Origin of the sequence: Bacillus sp. ZY-1-1, from assembly GCF_003047165.1 — a bacterium.
Taxonomy (GTDB): Bacteria; Bacillota; Bacilli; order Bacillales; family Bacillaceae; genus Bacillus; species Bacillus velezensis.
In genome coordinates, this window is sequence record NZ_CP027061.1 from 2,690,328 (window position 1) to 2,706,811 (window position 16,484).

Annotated in this window: 26 protein-coding genes; 3 read left to right on the top strand and 23 right to left on the bottom strand. The window is 47.0% G+C overall.

The window, feature by feature from the left end:
- Nucleotides 1-7: 7 nt before the first annotated feature.
- The 20 genes from C5I45_RS13205 to C5I45_RS13295 form a co-directional block, all read right to left on the bottom strand.
- Nucleotides 8-454, bottom strand: a complete 447-nt coding sequence (locus tag C5I45_RS13205) for a phage tail assembly chaperone (protein WP_003154836.1) — start codon at nt 452-454, stop codon at nt 8-10.
- A 76-nt stretch (nt 455-530) separates the two neighbouring features.
- Nucleotides 531-974, bottom strand: coding sequence for a phage tail tube protein (locus C5I45_RS13210; RefSeq protein ID WP_107994434.1), 444 nt, complete (start codon nt 972-974; stop codon nt 531-533).
- Between the two features lies 1 nt (nt 975).
- The gene (locus tag C5I45_RS13215) at nt 976-2,373 is read right to left on the bottom strand and encodes a phage tail sheath family protein (RefSeq protein WP_003154838.1); all 1,398 of its coding nucleotides are present in this window, start codon (nt 2,371-2,373) and stop codon (nt 976-978) included.
- The gene (locus C5I45_RS13220) at nt 2,373-2,582 is read right to left on the bottom strand and encodes a YqzN/YkzM domain-containing protein (RefSeq protein WP_107994435.1); all 210 of its coding nucleotides are present in this window, start codon (nt 2,580-2,582) and stop codon (nt 2,373-2,375) included. The genes C5I45_RS13215 and C5I45_RS13220 overlap by 1 nt, the downstream gene beginning before the upstream one ends.
- Nucleotides 2,579-3,025 (bottom strand): hypothetical protein, encoded by a 447-nt coding sequence (locus tag C5I45_RS13225; RefSeq protein ID WP_014304848.1) that lies wholly within the window; start codon nt 3,023-3,025, stop codon nt 2,579-2,581. The genes C5I45_RS13220 and C5I45_RS13225 overlap by 4 nt, the downstream gene beginning before the upstream one ends.
- Nucleotides 3,022-3,525: an HK97 gp10 family phage protein gene (locus C5I45_RS13230; RefSeq protein ID WP_043867016.1), complete on the bottom strand. Its 504-nt coding sequence runs from the start codon at nt 3,523-3,525 to the stop codon at nt 3,022-3,024. Before C5I45_RS13230 ends, C5I45_RS13225 begins: the two co-directional genes overlap by 4 nt.
- Nucleotides 3,522-3,878 (bottom strand): DUF3599 family protein, encoded by a 357-nt coding sequence (locus tag C5I45_RS13235; RefSeq protein WP_003154844.1) that lies wholly within the window; start codon nt 3,876-3,878, stop codon nt 3,522-3,524. Before C5I45_RS13235 ends, C5I45_RS13230 begins: the two co-directional genes overlap by 4 nt.
- Nucleotides 3,875-4,258, bottom strand: coding sequence for a protein YqbG (gene yqbG / locus C5I45_RS13240; RefSeq protein ID WP_003154846.1), 384 nt, complete (start codon nt 4,256-4,258; stop codon nt 3,875-3,877). The genes C5I45_RS13235 and yqbG overlap by 4 nt, the downstream gene beginning before the upstream one ends.
- A 16-nt stretch (nt 4,259-4,274) precedes the next feature.
- A complete protein-coding gene (locus C5I45_RS13245; protein WP_007407274.1) occupies nt 4,275-5,210 on the bottom strand; it encodes a phage major capsid protein in 936 nt (311 codons plus the stop codon).
- Nucleotides 5,211-5,236: 26 nt separating this feature from the next.
- On the bottom strand, nt 5,237-6,085 hold the full coding sequence (locus C5I45_RS13250) for an XkdF-like putative serine protease domain-containing protein (protein ID WP_014304846.1): 849 nt from the start codon (nt 6,083-6,085) through the stop codon (nt 5,237-5,239).
- 31 nt (nt 6,086-6,116) lie between these two features.
- Nucleotides 6,117-7,496, bottom strand: a complete 1,380-nt coding sequence (locus C5I45_RS13255) for a phage portal protein (RefSeq protein ID WP_099762611.1) — start codon at nt 7,494-7,496, stop codon at nt 6,117-6,119.
- Between the two features lie 48 nt (nt 7,497-7,544).
- A complete protein-coding gene (locus C5I45_RS13260; protein ID WP_024085188.1) occupies nt 7,545-8,843 on the bottom strand; it encodes a PBSX family phage terminase large subunit in 1,299 nt (432 codons plus the stop codon).
- Nucleotides 8,840-9,637 carry a terminase small subunit gene (locus tag C5I45_RS13265; protein ID WP_003154855.1) on the bottom strand — a complete coding sequence of 266 codons (798 nt, stop codon included), beginning with the start codon at nt 9,635-9,637 and terminating at the stop codon, nt 8,840-8,842. The genes C5I45_RS13260 and C5I45_RS13265 overlap by 4 nt, the downstream gene beginning before the upstream one ends.
- Nucleotides 9,638-9,749: 112 nt before the next feature.
- A complete protein-coding gene (locus tag C5I45_RS13270; RefSeq protein ID WP_058905954.1) occupies nt 9,750-10,262 on the bottom strand; it encodes a sigma-70 family RNA polymerase sigma factor in 513 nt (170 codons plus the stop codon).
- Nucleotides 10,263-10,374: 112 nt separating this feature from the next.
- Nucleotides 10,375-10,578, bottom strand: a complete 204-nt coding sequence (locus C5I45_RS13275) for an XtrA/YqaO family protein (RefSeq protein WP_003154859.1) — start codon at nt 10,576-10,578, stop codon at nt 10,375-10,377.
- A 1-nt stretch (nt 10,579) separates the two neighbouring features.
- Entirely contained in the window at nt 10,580-10,909 is a 330-nt protein-coding gene (locus C5I45_RS13280) for a hypothetical protein (protein WP_014304844.1), read from the bottom strand.
- 97 nt (nt 10,910-11,006) lie between these two features.
- Entirely contained in the window at nt 11,007-11,174 is a 168-nt protein-coding gene (locus C5I45_RS19780) for a hypothetical protein (protein ID WP_003154863.1), read from the bottom strand.
- A complete protein-coding gene (locus tag C5I45_RS13285) occupies nt 11,174-11,974 on the bottom strand; it encodes an ATP-binding protein (RefSeq protein ID WP_044053121.1) in 801 nt (266 codons plus the stop codon). The genes C5I45_RS19780 and C5I45_RS13285 overlap by 1 nt, the downstream gene beginning before the upstream one ends.
- Nucleotides 11,874-12,701 carry a phage portal protein gene (locus tag C5I45_RS13290; RefSeq protein ID WP_107994436.1) on the bottom strand — a complete coding sequence of 276 codons (828 nt, stop codon included), beginning with the start codon at nt 12,699-12,701 and terminating at the stop codon, nt 11,874-11,876. Before C5I45_RS13290 ends, C5I45_RS13285 begins: the two co-directional genes overlap by 101 nt.
- Nucleotides 12,691-12,870: a hypothetical protein gene (locus C5I45_RS13295; RefSeq protein WP_003154869.1), complete on the bottom strand. Its 180-nt coding sequence runs from the start codon at nt 12,868-12,870 to the stop codon at nt 12,691-12,693. Before C5I45_RS13295 ends, C5I45_RS13290 begins: the two co-directional genes overlap by 11 nt.
- Nucleotides 12,871-13,061: 191 nt before the next feature.
- On the opposite strand from C5I45_RS13295, the gene xre reads away from it, so the two are divergent.
- A complete protein-coding gene (gene xre, locus C5I45_RS13300; RefSeq protein WP_003154871.1) occupies nt 13,062-13,400 on the top strand; it encodes an HTH-type transcriptional regulator Xre in 339 nt (112 codons plus the stop codon).
- 148 nt (nt 13,401-13,548) lie between these two features.
- Nucleotides 13,549-14,139 (top strand): ImmA/IrrE family metallo-endopeptidase, encoded by a 591-nt coding sequence (locus tag C5I45_RS13305; RefSeq protein ID WP_003154873.1) that lies wholly within the window; start codon nt 13,549-13,551, stop codon nt 14,137-14,139.
- Nucleotides 14,140-14,154: 15 nt separating this feature from the next.
- Here the strand turns inward: C5I45_RS13305 and C5I45_RS19785 are convergent, their stop codons facing one another.
- Nucleotides 14,155-14,304: a hypothetical protein gene (locus C5I45_RS19785; RefSeq protein WP_003154875.1), complete on the bottom strand. Its 150-nt coding sequence runs from the start codon at nt 14,302-14,304 to the stop codon at nt 14,155-14,157.
- The gene (locus tag C5I45_RS13310) at nt 14,294-14,899 is read right to left on the bottom strand and encodes a poly-gamma-glutamate hydrolase family protein (protein WP_003154876.1); all 606 of its coding nucleotides are present in this window, start codon (nt 14,897-14,899) and stop codon (nt 14,294-14,296) included. The genes C5I45_RS19785 and C5I45_RS13310 overlap by 11 nt, the downstream gene beginning before the upstream one ends.
- Nucleotides 14,900-15,008: 109 nt before the next feature.
- Between C5I45_RS13310 and C5I45_RS13315 the strand changes: the two genes are divergently transcribed.
- Entirely contained in the window at nt 15,009-15,386 is a 378-nt protein-coding gene (locus C5I45_RS13315; RefSeq protein ID WP_003154878.1) for a PH domain-containing protein, read from the top strand.
- A 37-nt stretch (nt 15,387-15,423) separates the two neighbouring features.
- On the opposite strand, the gene C5I45_RS13320 is transcribed toward C5I45_RS13315, so the two are convergent.
- Nucleotides 15,424-16,377, bottom strand: a complete 954-nt coding sequence (locus tag C5I45_RS13320; protein ID WP_107994437.1) for an N-acetylmuramoyl-L-alanine amidase — start codon at nt 16,375-16,377, stop codon at nt 15,424-15,426.
- Between the last annotated feature and the right edge of the window lie 107 nt (nt 16,378-16,484).

Genomic DNA, 16,484 nt, shown 5'->3' on the forward strand with positions numbered 1-16,484 from the left:
TCTTTTATCAGTTTTTTGCTTCTTGCTCCAGATCTTCTAATTCATCTTCAAAACCATTGATCTCAATCGCTTTATTCAGCCAATTTGCATACTCACCGCCGACTGAAAGAACGCGTTTTGCCACCTCGACCGGATCTGCCGTTTTGTAAGCGTCGCGGAGCTCCTTAGACCGGAAATCAGGGTAAATCGTAGATTCAACCGCGATCCGCGCATAGAAGCGCTGGCTGTCTAAGTCTTTTACGCGGCCTCTGCCCTTCACATTTTTATATGTCGTGCTTTCCTTCTCCAGTTCGTCAATGCGCTCAGTCGTAATGGCTTTAAAAATAAAAGGCACGATGTTTCCTTTTTTATCGACAAAACGCTTTGAAAGCGGAACCCGGATCTCCTCAGCCTCGACTGTTTTACCCGGCATAAAGAATGACAGATCATATACTTGTTCGTTTTTTTCGCTCATGATGAAAACTCCCTTACTCTTTTTTTTATAAAAAAACAGGCCTTTAAAAGGCCTGTTTCACTCATAATGATCCTGATTAAAACGTTTCAGAAAGCTTTTCCGGCACATCGAAATCTTCGAAAGTAAACGGCACTTCTTCTTCGAGGGCTTCTGAGTCTACGTCCAGTCCGGCGATTTTTGCAGAATCAAAGTTGACGTCATACAGGGTGACGCGTTCTGTTCCGCGGCCTGATGATTTGTCGTCAAGAACGGCTTGCAGCGTAAAATACGGGTCGCTGCCTTTTTTGACGTAATCCATCATAAGGACGGCGAATTTGGATGTGACCTTATAGAATGTTGCCGCGCCTGTTCCGTTGGCGCCTGTTGTTTTATGTCCCGTCATGCGGCGGCCCATGATGTTTACTTCTGATTTGTTTTTTTCCACGTTTGCTTCAAAGGTTTTAATATGCGCCATCTCTTCTCCGTCGAGAAATAAACGGCCTTCTTTTCCTGAAATCGTGTTTTGCGCTTTTAATGCCATCTTAGTTTACCTCCACATTAAAGTAGAATTTTTCTGCCGCATCCACAGGCTGTACGGCGAGATCGATTAAAAAGCCGTCGCGGTCTTCATTCAGCCCGATTGTAATGTCTTTGTCTGAATCAAAGTTAGCGATGCCGCCCGCATCCTGGAGCGTTGTCAAATATTGAATAATCATCGTTTTAACGAATTGAAGGCCGTCATTTGTCGCAGGAAGATCGCTTCCGGTGCCTTTTTTCGATTTAATTAAGGCTTTCAGTTCACGTGTCAAATCGTTATTCACCGCATCAAGCACACGGACGATTTTGTTTTTCGCGAACTTTTTGTTTTTCTCTGCCGTAAATGTCACCAATGAGTTGATATCTTTTTCAACGCTGACTGACTTATCACGGGCATCATAAGAGAAAAGGAATTCACCTTTGGAAAGACGTTCGATCACTTCATCATGAGTCAGGCGGTGCAGCACATCGACGGCGCCTTCGTATTCAACGAATGTTAAGGATTGATTAAATGCGGCGCTGGCACTTGCGCCTGCCACCCAGGCGGTCGCATCTTCAGCTTTAATCTCAGTTCCGTCTTCCAGCAGCACACCTTCAGTCACATTGATAATGCCTTCATAATCCCCGCTGTAATGGGCGGTCACCCCTTGCACTTTCTGTCCCTGCCCATCGCGAAGGCGTTTAATGAATGCGGCAAATGTCGCTTTCAGCTGATCGTTTTCCGCGACAGGAAGAGCGATGACATCGAAATTCTCCGTTTCAGCCGCAGCTAAAAAATCCGTATAGTCTGAGTTGACCGGTGCTTTATCAGTTCCTCCCGCGAGACGGATGCCTGCCTGCGGGTTTAACGTTTCCCCGGATTCTTCCTCAGTGCCTGTCAGCGGGATGGAAGCCGACAGTTCGCCCGTTCCCGTAAATGTGACATAGCCGTTTGCTTTTAATTCTTCGGCTTTTTTCACCGTTTGTTTGTCAACTTCCGCTTCATCCATGTAAGTGGTCACATCGAAAGCGGTCTGATCAAGGACGTTTTCACTGATGCGGATGATGATGTCATTTCCTTTTGAACCCCCGTACAAAGCGGTTGCTTTAACACCTTGCGAAAGATCTGCACTCGCTCTGATTCCCTCTGTCAGACGGTACATCAAAACGGTTTTTGCTTTCTTTTTCGCCTCACGAAGCAGAATCAGTGACGGATCTTCAATACTGAGCCCCACTTTTTTATTCAAATCCTCAACGCTTGAAATGGAAACGAATGTTTTCGCTTCCCCCCAGCCGGATGCGACGGGAAGGGCGACAATCCCGCGTTCACCGATCGATACCCGCTCCTGGGCGGTTGTTTTAAAGTTAAAATAGATTCCGGCACGTTCTTTTTCTTTTCCTTGCGTAAATGTTCCGCCGTTCATTATTGCATGACCTCCTTGGTTAAAAATGCTTCAATGTAAGACTTGGCTTGCGCTTTTGTCATTTGTTTTTGCTTCACGCCGAATAAAGCCCCCTGGAGAATCTCGGGTTTTACGCCGAAAAGCCCCTTCGCGTGCTTTGTTAAATCCGCCGTGTCATAAAGAACCGCTCGTTCCGCCGTTGCGGCGTTTTTCTTTTTATATTGTTTCACTTTTGTTTCACCCCGCTGTTAATGTCCACATCCCGCAGTGCGGGAGATGTTTGTTTTTGATAGTAGTAGCGGCTCGTCCAGCGGATGGTGATCACTGCCTCGCCTTTGTCTCCGACTCTTGTTTCGATACGGCTGATGCGGACGAAATCACCGGTATCCTCCCCTGATTCCGTAAGCAGCGGAATCAGCTGTCTTGATTCTCTCACCGCATCGGCGATCCCGTCGGCTGCATAGAGGGCCTGCACCGAGTCGGCATGGAACAGCTTCACATTCAGACTGTATGTCTTCTTAAAGGTGGAGACTGTGTCATTCTCGTCAAAAGCATACGGGGGCGGGATGTAAAGTGACGGCACCTGAAATTGTTCAGGCAGTTCATTTTCATATACGGGCACACCGCACTGCTGATACAAAAAAGCGGCGATTGAACCGGTCTCGCGATTCATCCGATATCTCCCCCCAACGTGTTAAGCCACTGATTGAAACGCTTGTCCAGCGATTCGGCGAAGAGTGTTTCATACAAAAGAAGGGCTTTGTCCCAAAACCCATTTCCGCTGATCCACTGTTTTTTGAGCGCCATACCCGTTGAAGCTGACGGATCATAGATGAACCGGGAGCCTTGAAAATACCCGGGCACCCATCTGACATTTTCATCTGAGACGGTCCAATGTCCGTCATTTATGAATGAGGCATACTCTACATTGGTGCCGATTTCAAGGGTCAGTCCCCCGTTTTCAATGATCCATACGTGATCTTGCGCTCCTTTTCGGAAAGAAGACAGCAGGCTTTCTGTATCAATCCCGCCCGAATGAATAAGCTCCTCCCGTACCAAGTCGAGAAAATCCTCTCCTGACTGTTCCAGCCATTCGCCTGCCTGACGGGCAAATTCTCCGGATGATGCCTTTTGCAGCGACCGATTCCATTGTTCAAGGTTTTTTATGTTCATAGTCTGTCATCTCTCACAGCGATAACCTCCCAATGGTGCTGTCTTGCTTTCTTCGGCATTTCCAGAATATACGCCTGTCCTTCCCAAATGATTTTGTCATTAACACGCACAACGGCCTCTTTCGGAAAATGAACGAGAAACCGCTGATATACCTTATGATCAGGCTCAAGCTGAATAAGCTGCTGCTGTTTTTCAACAAACAGACACGGCACATCTTCATAATCGGGCACTTCCGGATAAGAAAAGACAGGCTGGAGCTTTTCGGCGGGAATCCCGAAGCGTCCGGCCTTCGGAACTGACACCGTCTCATGATAAATATCGCATCTGTCAGTGAGCAGCCGTTCGTAGCTCATAAAGGTCTCACCTTTGCGTGTGCAGAAACCGGGGAATAACCCGGCGCGATATATTCACAGAGCAGATGGTGCACCGCCGGTTTTCTGATTCCGCCTTCACCTGCCACCGTATACGAGTAGTCGCCTATCTTTTCAGATTGATAGGCGGAAGCGGCTGCTTCATTCTGGTTGATCAGCGCAAAATATTGAGAAAGCTTTAATAACGCAAGCTTAATCTTTTCGGGAAGCGGTGAGTAAACAGGGTCAGTGAACGAATGCCCCGCCATTCTGGCCGCCTCCGCCTCCGCCTCCAGAATGTCCTGTATAAGAAGCGGCTCCGGCCTGTTTTTGACTTGATCATAAACTGAATATGAAACAACGTCAGACGGCTGAATTAACATAACTGCCACCCCCGTCTTATTCTTTAACGTTTACGATTTTGGCGCTTGCATCTTCTTCTTCAAATTTGCTGTCAAGTTTAGCCGTCAGTACGATAATAAATTTGCGGCTGCGAATATCTTTATCTACTTCGATTCGGATATTTCTTGAAAAACCGAGAATGATATTTTTCGGGTGAGTCAAAATGATGTCAGACGCATCGTACTGGGAATCACCTTCTCCGACTGAGTACGGCTGCAGATTGGACACTCCTTTGACCGGAACGCCGAATGCTGAAGACAAACCGCCCTGCACCGCAAGATCTCCCAGATTGGTCTGACGGTCAGCCACACGGTCTTTCCATTCAATCTCCATGCCTTGAGATGTGTAAAATCTGAATTCCTGAGGCAGTCGCAAATATTTTGCCGGAATGGCTTTTAAGCCTTTTTTAAATGTGGCTCTGGACAGCTCTTCCCCGTTTCCGTCAATGACGTGAGATACAGTCTGCTTACGGATTCCGTCAAGCTGTGCCAAGTACGGATCAGAAGAAGATGTATCGCCGTTTACGACAAGCTCCTCAATATCGACTGCCGCCCGCTCCGCCAAAATCTGCATGATCGTCTGCTGCAGGCCGTCTTTTTCAATATTGTTTTCAAGCGTGTCATAGGTGATATTAATTTCCGCAATGACTTCTTTCGTATTCAGCTGCACCGTACTTGTTGCCGGGACGGTCAGCTGATCGTCAGTTAAGGCTTTTCCTTCCTCAGCGGCACGCAGAATCCGCTGGCCGAAACCGATTTTTTCAAATTTCTGCGAGTCATTTTCCATTTGAATCACACGCGATTCGCTGAAAATGGTCGGCGTGTTCTGCACCATGCGGATAAATGCTGAAGCTTGTGCGGGGTTCATTAAACCGCCGCTTTTTAAAGCGGAAAGTGACATTTCCGCCTTTCTGATGATATCTTGATTTCTCACTCTACAGTTCCTCCTTCTGACTGGGCTTAAAGCAGTCCGCTCCAAATGGATTTTTTAACAGGCTCTTGGCCGCCCGTCTCTTCTTCCGGCTGCTTTGATGCGCCTCTTACTTTTTCAAGCGCTTCAATGCGTTTAATAATCGGCGCCAGCATGTCCTCAACAAGTGTTTTCAGCTTTTCTTCATCAGACGGCGCAGCCGCCCCGTCCTTGTCTTCCGTGTTGTTCTGGTCTAAACTGTCAAGCCGCTTTAAAAGCGGGTGCAGCGCGTGTTCAATCGATTCTCTTACGTCTTCTTTTCTCATCTTGTTCAAGTCCTCTCCCTTGCGGTTTCTTGATTTGCGGTCACGGTCGAGAAATTGCTTGACCGCGCCGAATAAGCCGGCTTGCTTTTCTGCCGGCTCTTCGTAAACGTCAGCGGTTCCCGCCATGCTGTAGCCCGTAATGATACCGGCTTTAATCTGATCCCATACTTCATCGGAAGCTTTGGTGACAAGCACCCAAGATCCTTTCCGGATCACAGCATTCCCGATTTCAAAGTCATCCGGGGCGACGTACGACTCCACCACCTCGCCGGTCCCGCCTTCAAAATTATGATTTGTATCGATGTTGCGGGCGTCCGCCAAAAAACCGTGAGCGGCCTTTTCAATCTCTTCAGCCGTCATATAATCGCCATGTGCATCGGGGACATCAGGCTCGTAAACGATGCCGTAAACAAGCTTCTGCTCATCCGATTCGTTTTTTGTAAACACCTGCACCTTTTTTTCAAATGACGGAAGGCCTCCGGCTGATTTTGTAAAAAAGAATTCCGTTTGGTTCGCCGCCTTATCGACATAGCTCACAAAACTGATGACGGCATTTCTCAATTCTCTCGGCACGAGATGTTTTCACCCCCTTTCAGGATTGCTCCTATTTCCCTTTCAGCACCGGCCGGCTGTAGTACTCTTCAGGCCATTCCTCAAGCGTCTTGCCGAGCACTCTTCCCGCCAGATCACGGAGGTCATTAGGAGAGACCGCGCCGGCGGAAATAAATGGCGTAAGCACCTTCGCAATTTCAAGCGGATCGCGAAAATCAGGCCCTTTTAATGTGAGCTGTACATCGTGGAGACCCAGTTCAGGCAAAAATAACGTGTTGAGCTTATTAATCAGCGTTTTCCGCTCCGGCTGAAACACCTGCTCCTCCGTTATTTTCCGTGCCGTATCGGCTGTGGCTTTGTTGTATTCCTGCGCCTCTCCCGTATAAAGCGGCGGGAGACGGAAAGCGGAACGGAGTTTATTTCTGCTTCTGTCGTCATATTCAAGAAACAGCGCATCATCCTGCAGAATTTCCGCAAGTGATTTAATTTCCACAGACACGGGCGTAATGTCTTCGCCTCCGTGAAGGTCTTTTTCCTTCGCAATGCCTTCCGCCTCAATCAGCAGAAATTTGTGGGCGTTTTCCACCCCTTCCAGGTCATTCATATAATCCTGAAGCTCTTTGTACGAGGTTTCTGACAGCATGCCGTTTTCAACCGTAATGGCGGCCGGCACGTGACGGCCCTGCTTGAAATACATAAAATTCAGTTCTTCCGCTTTCCGGGCGCCGTACAGATTGACGATATTGCCGACCCAGCGCGGAATGCCGTAAGTGCCGCTGCCGATTTTTAAGTGAATGGCTTCATTTGCCCGGTATTCTTCAGACAGGGTCTTTACGTATTCACCGGTTCTCATGTCCATCATGCGGGGATCGCCGTATTCCTTAAAAAACACTTTCCGTCCGTTCAGCATCTGAACATATTTACGGAACCGTTTTTGCCTTTTAATCGTTTTGGATGCGCCGTTTTCTTCATATGAAAATGTAACTTCAACGGGATCAGTCACACCGCAGACGCGCATATGTTTCACATCCAGATATTCAATCCCCGCCGGTTTTCCCGCGCCGTCCCGAAGCACTTCGAGAAAACCGTTGCCCGTTTTTTCGCGGTCTTCTATCGCATATCCGAGGACCGTCTCGGCCGATTCATCAAAATGAAGACATTTGTAAAAGCTCTCCAGCTTCATCCAGTTTTTTTCGGCCCGGGCCTTTTTAGACGGTGAGCAATCTGGGCTATTTACATCAAAGGTATATTCCACATCGAACCCAAAACCCGTAATATTGACCCGATACGCGTCAATGCACTGCTGAAGAATCGTCGAGTATTCGGCGATTGTTTTCAGTTCAATGAGATTATAGGGCGGTGAAATGATGTCTTCGCCGTACAGATCGGCAAATTGATCTTCGTTCATCTGCCTTGCCTGCGGCGCGGCCATTTTTGATTTAAAGACGGTGGCTCTAACGTTTTGATAGTTAGGCAACGCCTATCTCCTCCTTTCCCGATTCGGACGTCTCCGTTTTTGTGATGCATCTTTCAGATCCGCCGCGTCATAGTCATCCAGCGCATACCAAATGGCTGAAAGTGTGTGGGGATCAATTGAAAACTCATCTTCCGACAGAACGCCGTTTTTGTTTTTTGCGTACGTTAAGTTCTGCAATTCGCGGATCGTATTTTCACAGCTGTCTGAGCAATAGATATGTTTGAACCGTTTCAGCTTTTTTGTATACTGAAGTCTTGAGCCCGGAAACTTTTTGGCCGCGACCATGCAAAATCCCTGCCTGCGGAAATATTGGATGCTTTTCGGCTCAGCCGAATCCGCTTTGATCAGCTCTTTTTGATCCGCCAATTCTTGAAGCTCCTCAGCTGTCTGATCATCGGTCATTTTGTTTTTGTAATACTCCCAGAAAATATAAAGCTCTTTTTGATCCGGATCGACGGCAAGCCGGATGACCGCATTGTATGACTCTTCAAAACCGAAATCCATGCCCGTCCGAAACAGGGGGCGCCTGATGGACGCAATCCGCTCCGTTACTTCGTTGTGCTCCATGACCTGAAACTGCGGAAACACGCGGATGCCGTTGACGCCGAACCGTCCTTTGCGGGCGATCCGGTACAAATCAGGATCGTAATGCCGTAAGCTGTCCAGCTGCTTAATATAGCTTTTCGGCAAAAACAGATTATCGCACGCTGTGGAATGGTGATAATACGTATCTCCCTTAACGACGGTGCCTTTTTCATACAGTGTCTGATCATCCAATACGAACCGTTTGTTTTGCTCATCACGAAAAAAATGCCGGTACGTCCAATTGGAGGTGCCGACGGGATTTGTGGTGCATATCATATGAAGCGAAAGCTCAGGATGGCGCAGACGGCCGATCAGCTCCTTAAAGCCTTCATATTTCACTTCAGAGCATTCTTCAATCCAAATCAGTGAAATATGATGAATGGATTTCAATTTGGCCGGGTTGTCCATCCCTTTAAACATAATCCGGCTTCCGTTTGAAAATCTCAGCTGCATCGGTGATGACACGGCCTTTACGGCATGTCCCAGCTCAAGCTCTTCGATAATGTCCTCAAACAAGGCAAAAGTAGAATCTCTGTGCGTATCGAAAACTTCCCGCACGACAAGCGCCGTCCGCTTTTCACGAAGCAGCTTCAAGATGATTTTCAGCGCGGTATGATAGCTTTTTGACGATCCATAGCCTCCGACGAGAAATTGGTACGTTTCATTCCAATTGAACAAATAATCTTCAAAGCGCGGGTTGACCGCTTTTTCAATCATGTCCGTTCCTCTTTCCGCGTAATGACAATGTCAATCGGCTTTTGGCTGTCTTCTGTTTTTTCCATCTTCTGCTGTGCCAGCTTTAATTTTTCATTTTCGATTTTTTGTTTAAATTGGTCAGGGAAAAGGTCAAAGTACAAGGACAGCTTTTCAAGAGCCTTCATCTTGTCGGCAAGCTTTATTGCAATGCCTTCTTTCCCTAGTTTTGCTTCCGTGACGATGGTTCCGTCCAGAAGGTGCGAATCTTTAACGTCAACGTAGCTGATCTCCTGCATAATCGGATTATCATTTTCGTCAAAGAGCGGCCCTGATTTTCCGAAGGCCTGAACCTCTTTTTTTCCGAAGGTTACATAATCGGTAATGTCAGCGAAAGCGATTTTCACATAGACTTGAAGAACGTCCATCGCTTCGACAAACACTTTATTGACCATTTCCTTTTTCATGCGGCTGATTTCTTTAGCGACTTTTTCGTTTTTTAACAGCCTGCTTCCCGTCACATGCGCGCTTTCCGGTGAATACCCGGCTTTTATCGCAGATTGGGTGGCGTTAAAGCTTTTCACATAATAAAGACAAAACAGCCGCTGGCGTTCGTTTAACTCATCACCTTCGCCCGGGTTGTTTTTTCCGCCGCTTTCCGCGTTCTTATTAAGCGCCTCGTCCCAGCGCCCTTCTTTTTTCCATCTGCCGATTGTTCTTGCGGATACGCCTGATTTGCCGGCAAGGGCGCGATTTGTGATGCGGCCTTTATGAGACTGATAGATTGTAAATGCCTGTTCTCTTTTTGCGTTTTTCATGCTACGGCATCACCGCCACCTCCGACATGATTGTCTATAATAAAAAGCGGCTTCTAATCGGGCCGCTTTTTGTGATCGTCTGTTCACTTCTAGGTGGCAAACGTATGACAACTTATGAAGCAGGCGATTGATTTCTTTGTTCCTGCTGTTTTTGAATTTTCAGAAGCGCCCGTTTGACCGTCGTTTGTACGGTTGATTTCTTTATATTCAGCAAGGCGGCGATCCGTTCATACGAAAAGCATTCCGCTTTGTGGAGCAGCAGCATTTCTTTTTCTCTATCCGTTAAAACGGCTAATGCGTCCCGCAGTCTGATTCTGTCTTCTTCAGTCACATTTGCGGACGGTTCAAACATCAGCGCCTGCGAATAGGTTTCTATGATTCTCGGATCTTTAATGAGCATTCTCTGATAAGCGTCTCTGCGGTCTATCGCTCTTCTTATGCCGGGCTGCCGGCCTTTTTCAAGCCATTCGATGACATACTCCAAATCTGTAATAATCGTTCTGATGATTTTTTTATCTTTCAGTTCTTCTGAAGTAAGCACCGTTTCATCGGCTTCCTCCAGCTGCTTGTACCACTTTTTCGTCTCTTTCAGCGTGCGTTTATAGTCAAATAGTAAGTCTTCCATGTAGATCCTCCTCTTTTTCGGAACAAAAAAGGACACCAATCAATGCGCAGCATGTGCGCGATTGATCAGTGTCCGCAGGCTTTCCGTCTTGGACGTATTCTGTTTTTTTCGATTAATTCAATTTAAAGCCGATTTCATATTCGACCCGGGCCAGATCCCCTTTTCGCGTTTCGACAAGCGTTTTGCCGTGCTCCGGCGCTTCGGCGAGCCATGCTTCCTTCTTCAGTCCGTCTACTATAATCACCCGAACCTTGCCTTCTTCCAGCTGGCTTTTTAATGTTGTATGTTCAATGTCAGTCAGTTTTTTAGGATTCATGTTATACGTCCTCCGTCTTTTTCAAAATGTTCACTTCATGTATGAGGCTTCCGAGCTCATTTATGAACGCTTCTTTTTCTTCAGAACTTTCTCCCCGGAGCAGGCGGAGAGCCGTTTCGGCCGCCTCAAAGAGTTCCGGGGCTTTCGCCATCAATGCCGCGTTGATGTGCTGTGAGTATGAACTTAAGTTGAAAACGGCCGCGATGAGCCTTCCGTTTGAATAAGGGAACTTCTCTTTATCCGCTTCGCTGTAAGCGGAATAAATGTAAATGGGTTTTTCTTCTCCGCTGTGTACGGCCCGCCATGGAGCGGGGCTGTTTTTTTCTTGCAATGGTGATCCTCACTTTCCATCAGCCTCATGCCATGCTTCAATTTGCTTTTCTATCCGTTTTGCCCTGAACAGCAGGCAAAAAAGCCATTTGATATATTTACACACGTGCATCAAGCCTCGCTTTTGCGTCTTGAACCATTCGTTCAAGCCGTTTAATGACCGGCGTTAAATCAGTGCCTGTTTTGCAGTTCGGGCAAGGGTGAAAGACAGCGCCGAAACCCGTTTCCGTCACAATGACCTTCTTCGGTCCGCACAGCTTACACATTATCTCGCCCCCTCTAATCTGTGGTTTACGTCAAATGAATTGCCGTTAATGATGACTAAATAATCGCTGCACATCTCATAAATTCTTGTGCCCAGGGCTTCATCAACCTGCACCAATCCGTCACAGGCCAGCTCGCTCGAGATAAGAACCGGCTTATGATTTAAATAGCGGTAATTCACGACGGCGTACATTTGTTCAATCTGCCAATCGGTCGCCCGGGGTTTTCCGTTCAGCGGTTTGAACAGATCGTCAATAAAAAGCACATCCGCCTGTTTCATACGGCCAAGCTTTGCATCAAGCAAATCAAAATCATTTTTTAAATCCGTAAAGCCCTCAACAAAAGGAAAATACAGCACCGGTGTCTGCTTCTGTCTCATGACATAATTGCTGAGAGCGGTCAAAAGATGGGTTTTCCCCGACCCCGGACGCCCTAAAAGGGCAATGCTGTTTTTCCGGCAGTTTTTCATCTTGTCAAAGTTCTCAACATATTCAAGGGCGCACTCATATGCGTCGACGACTGCCTGAGGCTTGCCCCGCGTGATAAATCCTTTGAAATCCAGCTTCCGAAAGGCATTTGTAATCTCACTTGCGCCGAGAATGCGTTCTACTTTTCGTTCGGCGGCGCAGCGGCACTTCACCCACACTTCCATTCCCAGCTGGTTTTTGAGATAACCGCCCTGATCTTTACAGAGCGGGCAGTCAAAGCGGCTTTTGTCTGATTCTTCCGGTCTGTCCGCCAGTAATGGACGTTTTCCGTTTTTCAGGTCGGCCAGTATCTGCTCGATCGTTCGTTTTGTCATGTATCGTATTCCTCTCTTTTTTTGTTGTGATTGTCCTTCCCGCAATTCGTGCATTCAAGCGGTCTTCCATAAACTTGGCGCAATAGCTGAAAGCCTTGATCGTTTCAGCTGAAGAGGTGCGCCGCTGTTCAAAAGCGGTAAAGCATTCGCCGAGCCATTTGATTGCTTCTTGTGCTGACGCACCGAGGGAAACAATCCGGGCGATGGCCTGATAATCCCGGGGCGACGGGTATACGCTCCGCCCCTCCTGTGCAGACCTTAATCTGATAAAATGGGCGGCAATTTCGTTAATCGCTTCTTCAGCAGTATGATTTTTTGTTATATCTATTTCTCTCCGGACATTTTTGTCCCGGTGATCCGCCGATATTGTCCGGTCAGTTGCTTCCGGGCGGGTTAATGTCTTTTTCGGAGTGAATCTTTTCGAGTGTTTTACGGAGACGATGAGTCCATAAGGGGCGCGGACGGTTTTGATATACTCATGCTGTTCCAAGCTCTCGAGCCACCGCCTGACGGTTTTTTCGCTGACCGCGAATACATCGGCCATTTCTCTTGCTTTTACGGGCTTATGTCCGAGGACGATCCCCCACTTTTTGCCGTCTTTTACATGTTCCTTTGTCGTTGAGCTGATGAACCATAAAAACAGCCAAATGGCGGACCCTATTTTGTCATAATGTTCAGAATTCAATAATCCGGAATAGATGAAAAACGGGTAGCTTTTACGATTCATAAGGGACGTCTCCATTTTTCTTCAGACGTATATAGCGCTCATACTGCAATCGGTTATCAAATCGGAATACCGGTAGTCCGCAAGCGGTAAAAGATATCGAACCGCCTGCTTTTCCTAAACATCTCTGGTCAGCCGGATTGCTGCTGAAACGGATGATTATCGGCTGCATCTCTCACCCTCCTGATCAATTTCTTATCGTATTTTGATACGTTTTGTATCTCTATGATGTTGATTATATACGATACATTTCGTATCATCAAGACCTTTTTGATACTTTTTTTATCATCCCTTTCTTTTGATACATTTTGTATCTATAATCATAAGTAACTTAGGGTGTTGAAAAAAGAGAGGTCATTTCGGATGATAGGCGGAAGATTAAAGAGTCTCAGAGGTAAGAAAACGCAGGAAGAAGTCGCAAATCATATCGGTGTCTCGCGCGCCAGATATTCTCATTATGAAAACGGCCGATCTGAACCCGATTACGACACGCTGCAAAAGCTTGCGGATTATTTCAAAGTGTCGACTGATTATTTGTTAACCGGAAAAGAACCTTCAGATGAAGACATGTTTGCCGATCCCGACCTGCAGATCGCATATCGGGACATGCAGGACTTTTCCCCGGAAAGCAAGCAGCAGGCCATTGAATTCATTAATTATTTAAAAGAAAAAGAGAAAAACCGCAGGCCGAAACATAAATAATCCGCTCTTTTCCTTTAAACTGCTTAACGTTCAGCCGATATAAAAGCTGAATGTTTATTTTTAAAAGAAAAGGGAATTGATTCAAAGTCCGATCAGGGCTTTTCTTTCTCGCTTAAAAAAGAACATATGTTCGAAAGGGTGTATTCAATTGGGCGATTTTTTAACACATCTTGAGGAATACGTCAAAAACTTATATTGCCGCATGGGAATGACCGCCCCTCTCCATATTGATATGCAGATGATTGCCAAGGAGCTTGACATTTGGATTCATTTTGAAGATACGCACAGTATGATGCTGAAGCGGGACGGCATGTACAGCATCGTCCTGAATCAAAAAAAGTCACCCGAAGAGCAATGGCAGGATTTTGCGCACGAACTGTGCCATGTGCTGAAGCATACCGGGAACCATTTTCATATGAACAAGCTGTTCAGGGAACTGCAGGAATTTCAGGCCAACCATTTTATGTACCACTTCTGTGTGCCGACCTTTATGCTGTTAAACATGGAGCTGCCCCAGCGGAGGAGCCACGCCGTTATTTTAATCGCAGCCGCTTTCCGGGTGACGGCATCATTTGCGGAAAAAAGGCTCGAGCTGTTTGAACGGCGTAAAGCAGGTATTCAATTTCAGAAGCGGCTCGCTTGTCTGTTATCCGACAAGCGGCCGAATGTGTATTATGGAAGCGGACAGACACACTTGCATGCCGCTGAAGAAAAAACGCCGTATTTTATTGAAAATTAGCGATTCTCCGCCGGCTTAGAACACAGCCGGCAGAATGTCATCATTTTGACATCGGAGAAAAGGTTTTTGCATCATGACGCTGTAATCACCGTGCTGCCCGCCAAGCACTTCATGCGCCGCATAGCTCCAGTGAATGTAAGAACGGGCCCTCTGTTCATTTATCATAAAAACCGGCCTTCACGGTTTCTACATACCGAAAAAACAGATCGGTTGGCGTGTATTTTTCTCCCCGGCAGCCAAAATTGCTGAACAGCGCGTGTCTCTGCGCCGTGCTCACTTCCAATTGCAGCCCCATTTTCCTTTTTGTCCGATTGACAATGTTGCCGGGATTTACACCTGCCAGCCGATCATTCTTCTCTGTCAGCTCGGCATCAAATCCCGCTTCACGCAGCAGATCACAAATCAGTCTTGCTTTTTCCAGATCCGCGCCCCCGACGAGTGTATTTGCCTTTTTCAGATCATGATACCCGTGAAAAGCCAATGCGTAATGATGGGCGGTCACTTTTTCTAAAGCCAGAGGCTCGTCAAAGCGTGTGCTTGTCAAGTGGAGAGAACGGTTATCGCACCGCTTCGTCCCTTCAAATAAATAAATTGAGCTTTGGTCAGAAAATGCCTGCACCAGCTCACTGACACCCGGCTCAATCCTGCCGCCGTGGGGTGCGAGAACGATACATTTACTTCCCTCTTTTTCTTCATAAATAATTCTGTATTCCGATTCAGCAGCGGAAAGAGCTGCGAAGCTGTCATATCTATCTTTCATGTGTAACATGCTCTCCTTTTCCAGTCAGCACCAGTTTACTCTACTCATCTGGGAATGGAAACCTTTTTATAGTATGATTTGATAGAATACGTATCAGGGGGGAGATATCATGGGGTTCATCAACGGATTGCTGGGCAATGCGTCGACAATATCGACGGCTGAAGCAAAATCAGAACTGGCCCGTATTTTGCTGGAAGGCGAGAATGTCAATGCCGCATTTAAGCTTGTCCGAGATATCATTGTCTTTACGGATAAGCGTCTTATTCTTGTTGATAAACAGGGACTCACGGGGAAGAAAACGGAGATTCAATCCATTCCGTACAAGAGCATTTCCAGATTCAGCGTAGAAACCGCCGGCCGCTTTGACCTTGATTCAGAGCTGAAAATTTGGATTTCAGGCGCGGAACTTCCCGCTGTCTCAAAGCAGTTTAAAAAAGATGAAAGCATTTATGATATTCAAAAGGCCCTTGCCGCAGTTTGTATGTAAGAAGAAACGGAAGCCCGGGGAGCTTCCGTTTTCTTGATTACAGTTTTTCTTCAATTTTCGCCTTCGTTTTCGGGCCGTAAATTCCGTCTGCCGTTAATCCGCTGACGGATTGAAAACGTTTTACGGCATTTGCCGTTTTCGGGCCGTAAACGCCGTCCGCCCCATGATTTTTTGCTCCTTTATCGGGATAAAAATAAAGTGCGGATAAAGCGTTTTGCACTTGTTTTACGTTTGTCCCTTTCGTCAGCGGTTTCGTCACTTTGATCACACCGGATGGAAGCGGATAGGAAGACACAGCCTGACTTTTTGAAGAAGAACCCGTCTGAGCGAGCTTGATCACTTGTCCGACTGTAATGTGATTCGGATCGGTGATATGGTTGATGCTTTGCAGCGATTTTACGCTGACACCGTGCGATGCGGCGATTTCCGATAAGGTGTCGCCTTTTTTCACATGGTATTCAGACGCGGAAGAAGAAATAGAGGCTTTTTTCGCCGGCATACTTCCGCTTAATTTCTTTTCAATCTTCGCCTTCACTTCACCCCAGCGGCCTTCAGACAAAATACGGTGCGGGCAGTACTTTCCGTTCCAGTCCTGATGCTTTCTGATTCTGTCAATCCCCCAGCCCCGTTCTTTCAAAAGCTGCGCCGCAAACGCAATCGCCAGTTCTTCTGCGGCTCTGTACCGTTCGCCGCCTGACTTGCTGTAACAGATTTCTATAGCAATCGACTTTCGGTTTCCGGTGCCGTTCGTGCCGTCTCCCGAATGCCAGGCATTCCGGTCCAACGGAATTCCCTGGATCACTTCTTTGTCATCAACCGCAAAATGATAGCTCGTTGATTCGCTGTTTCCCGTCATATAGCTGATTTCATTAGCGGCGGATGCGTCGTTTGCCGTGTTATGAATGGTAATATACTCCGGCGTCATCGGATTCGGACATTTTAACGCATATTTATCAGCCGATACGAGCCGTTTTTTCACTTCAATCCCCACTCTTCATCTCTCCTTATGCCTTTTTCATCAATAGGTGGCATTCGTAGGACAGATAACTTGAGCATATCGACCCTGCATTCGGATAAAATTGGAATGGATACGCATGC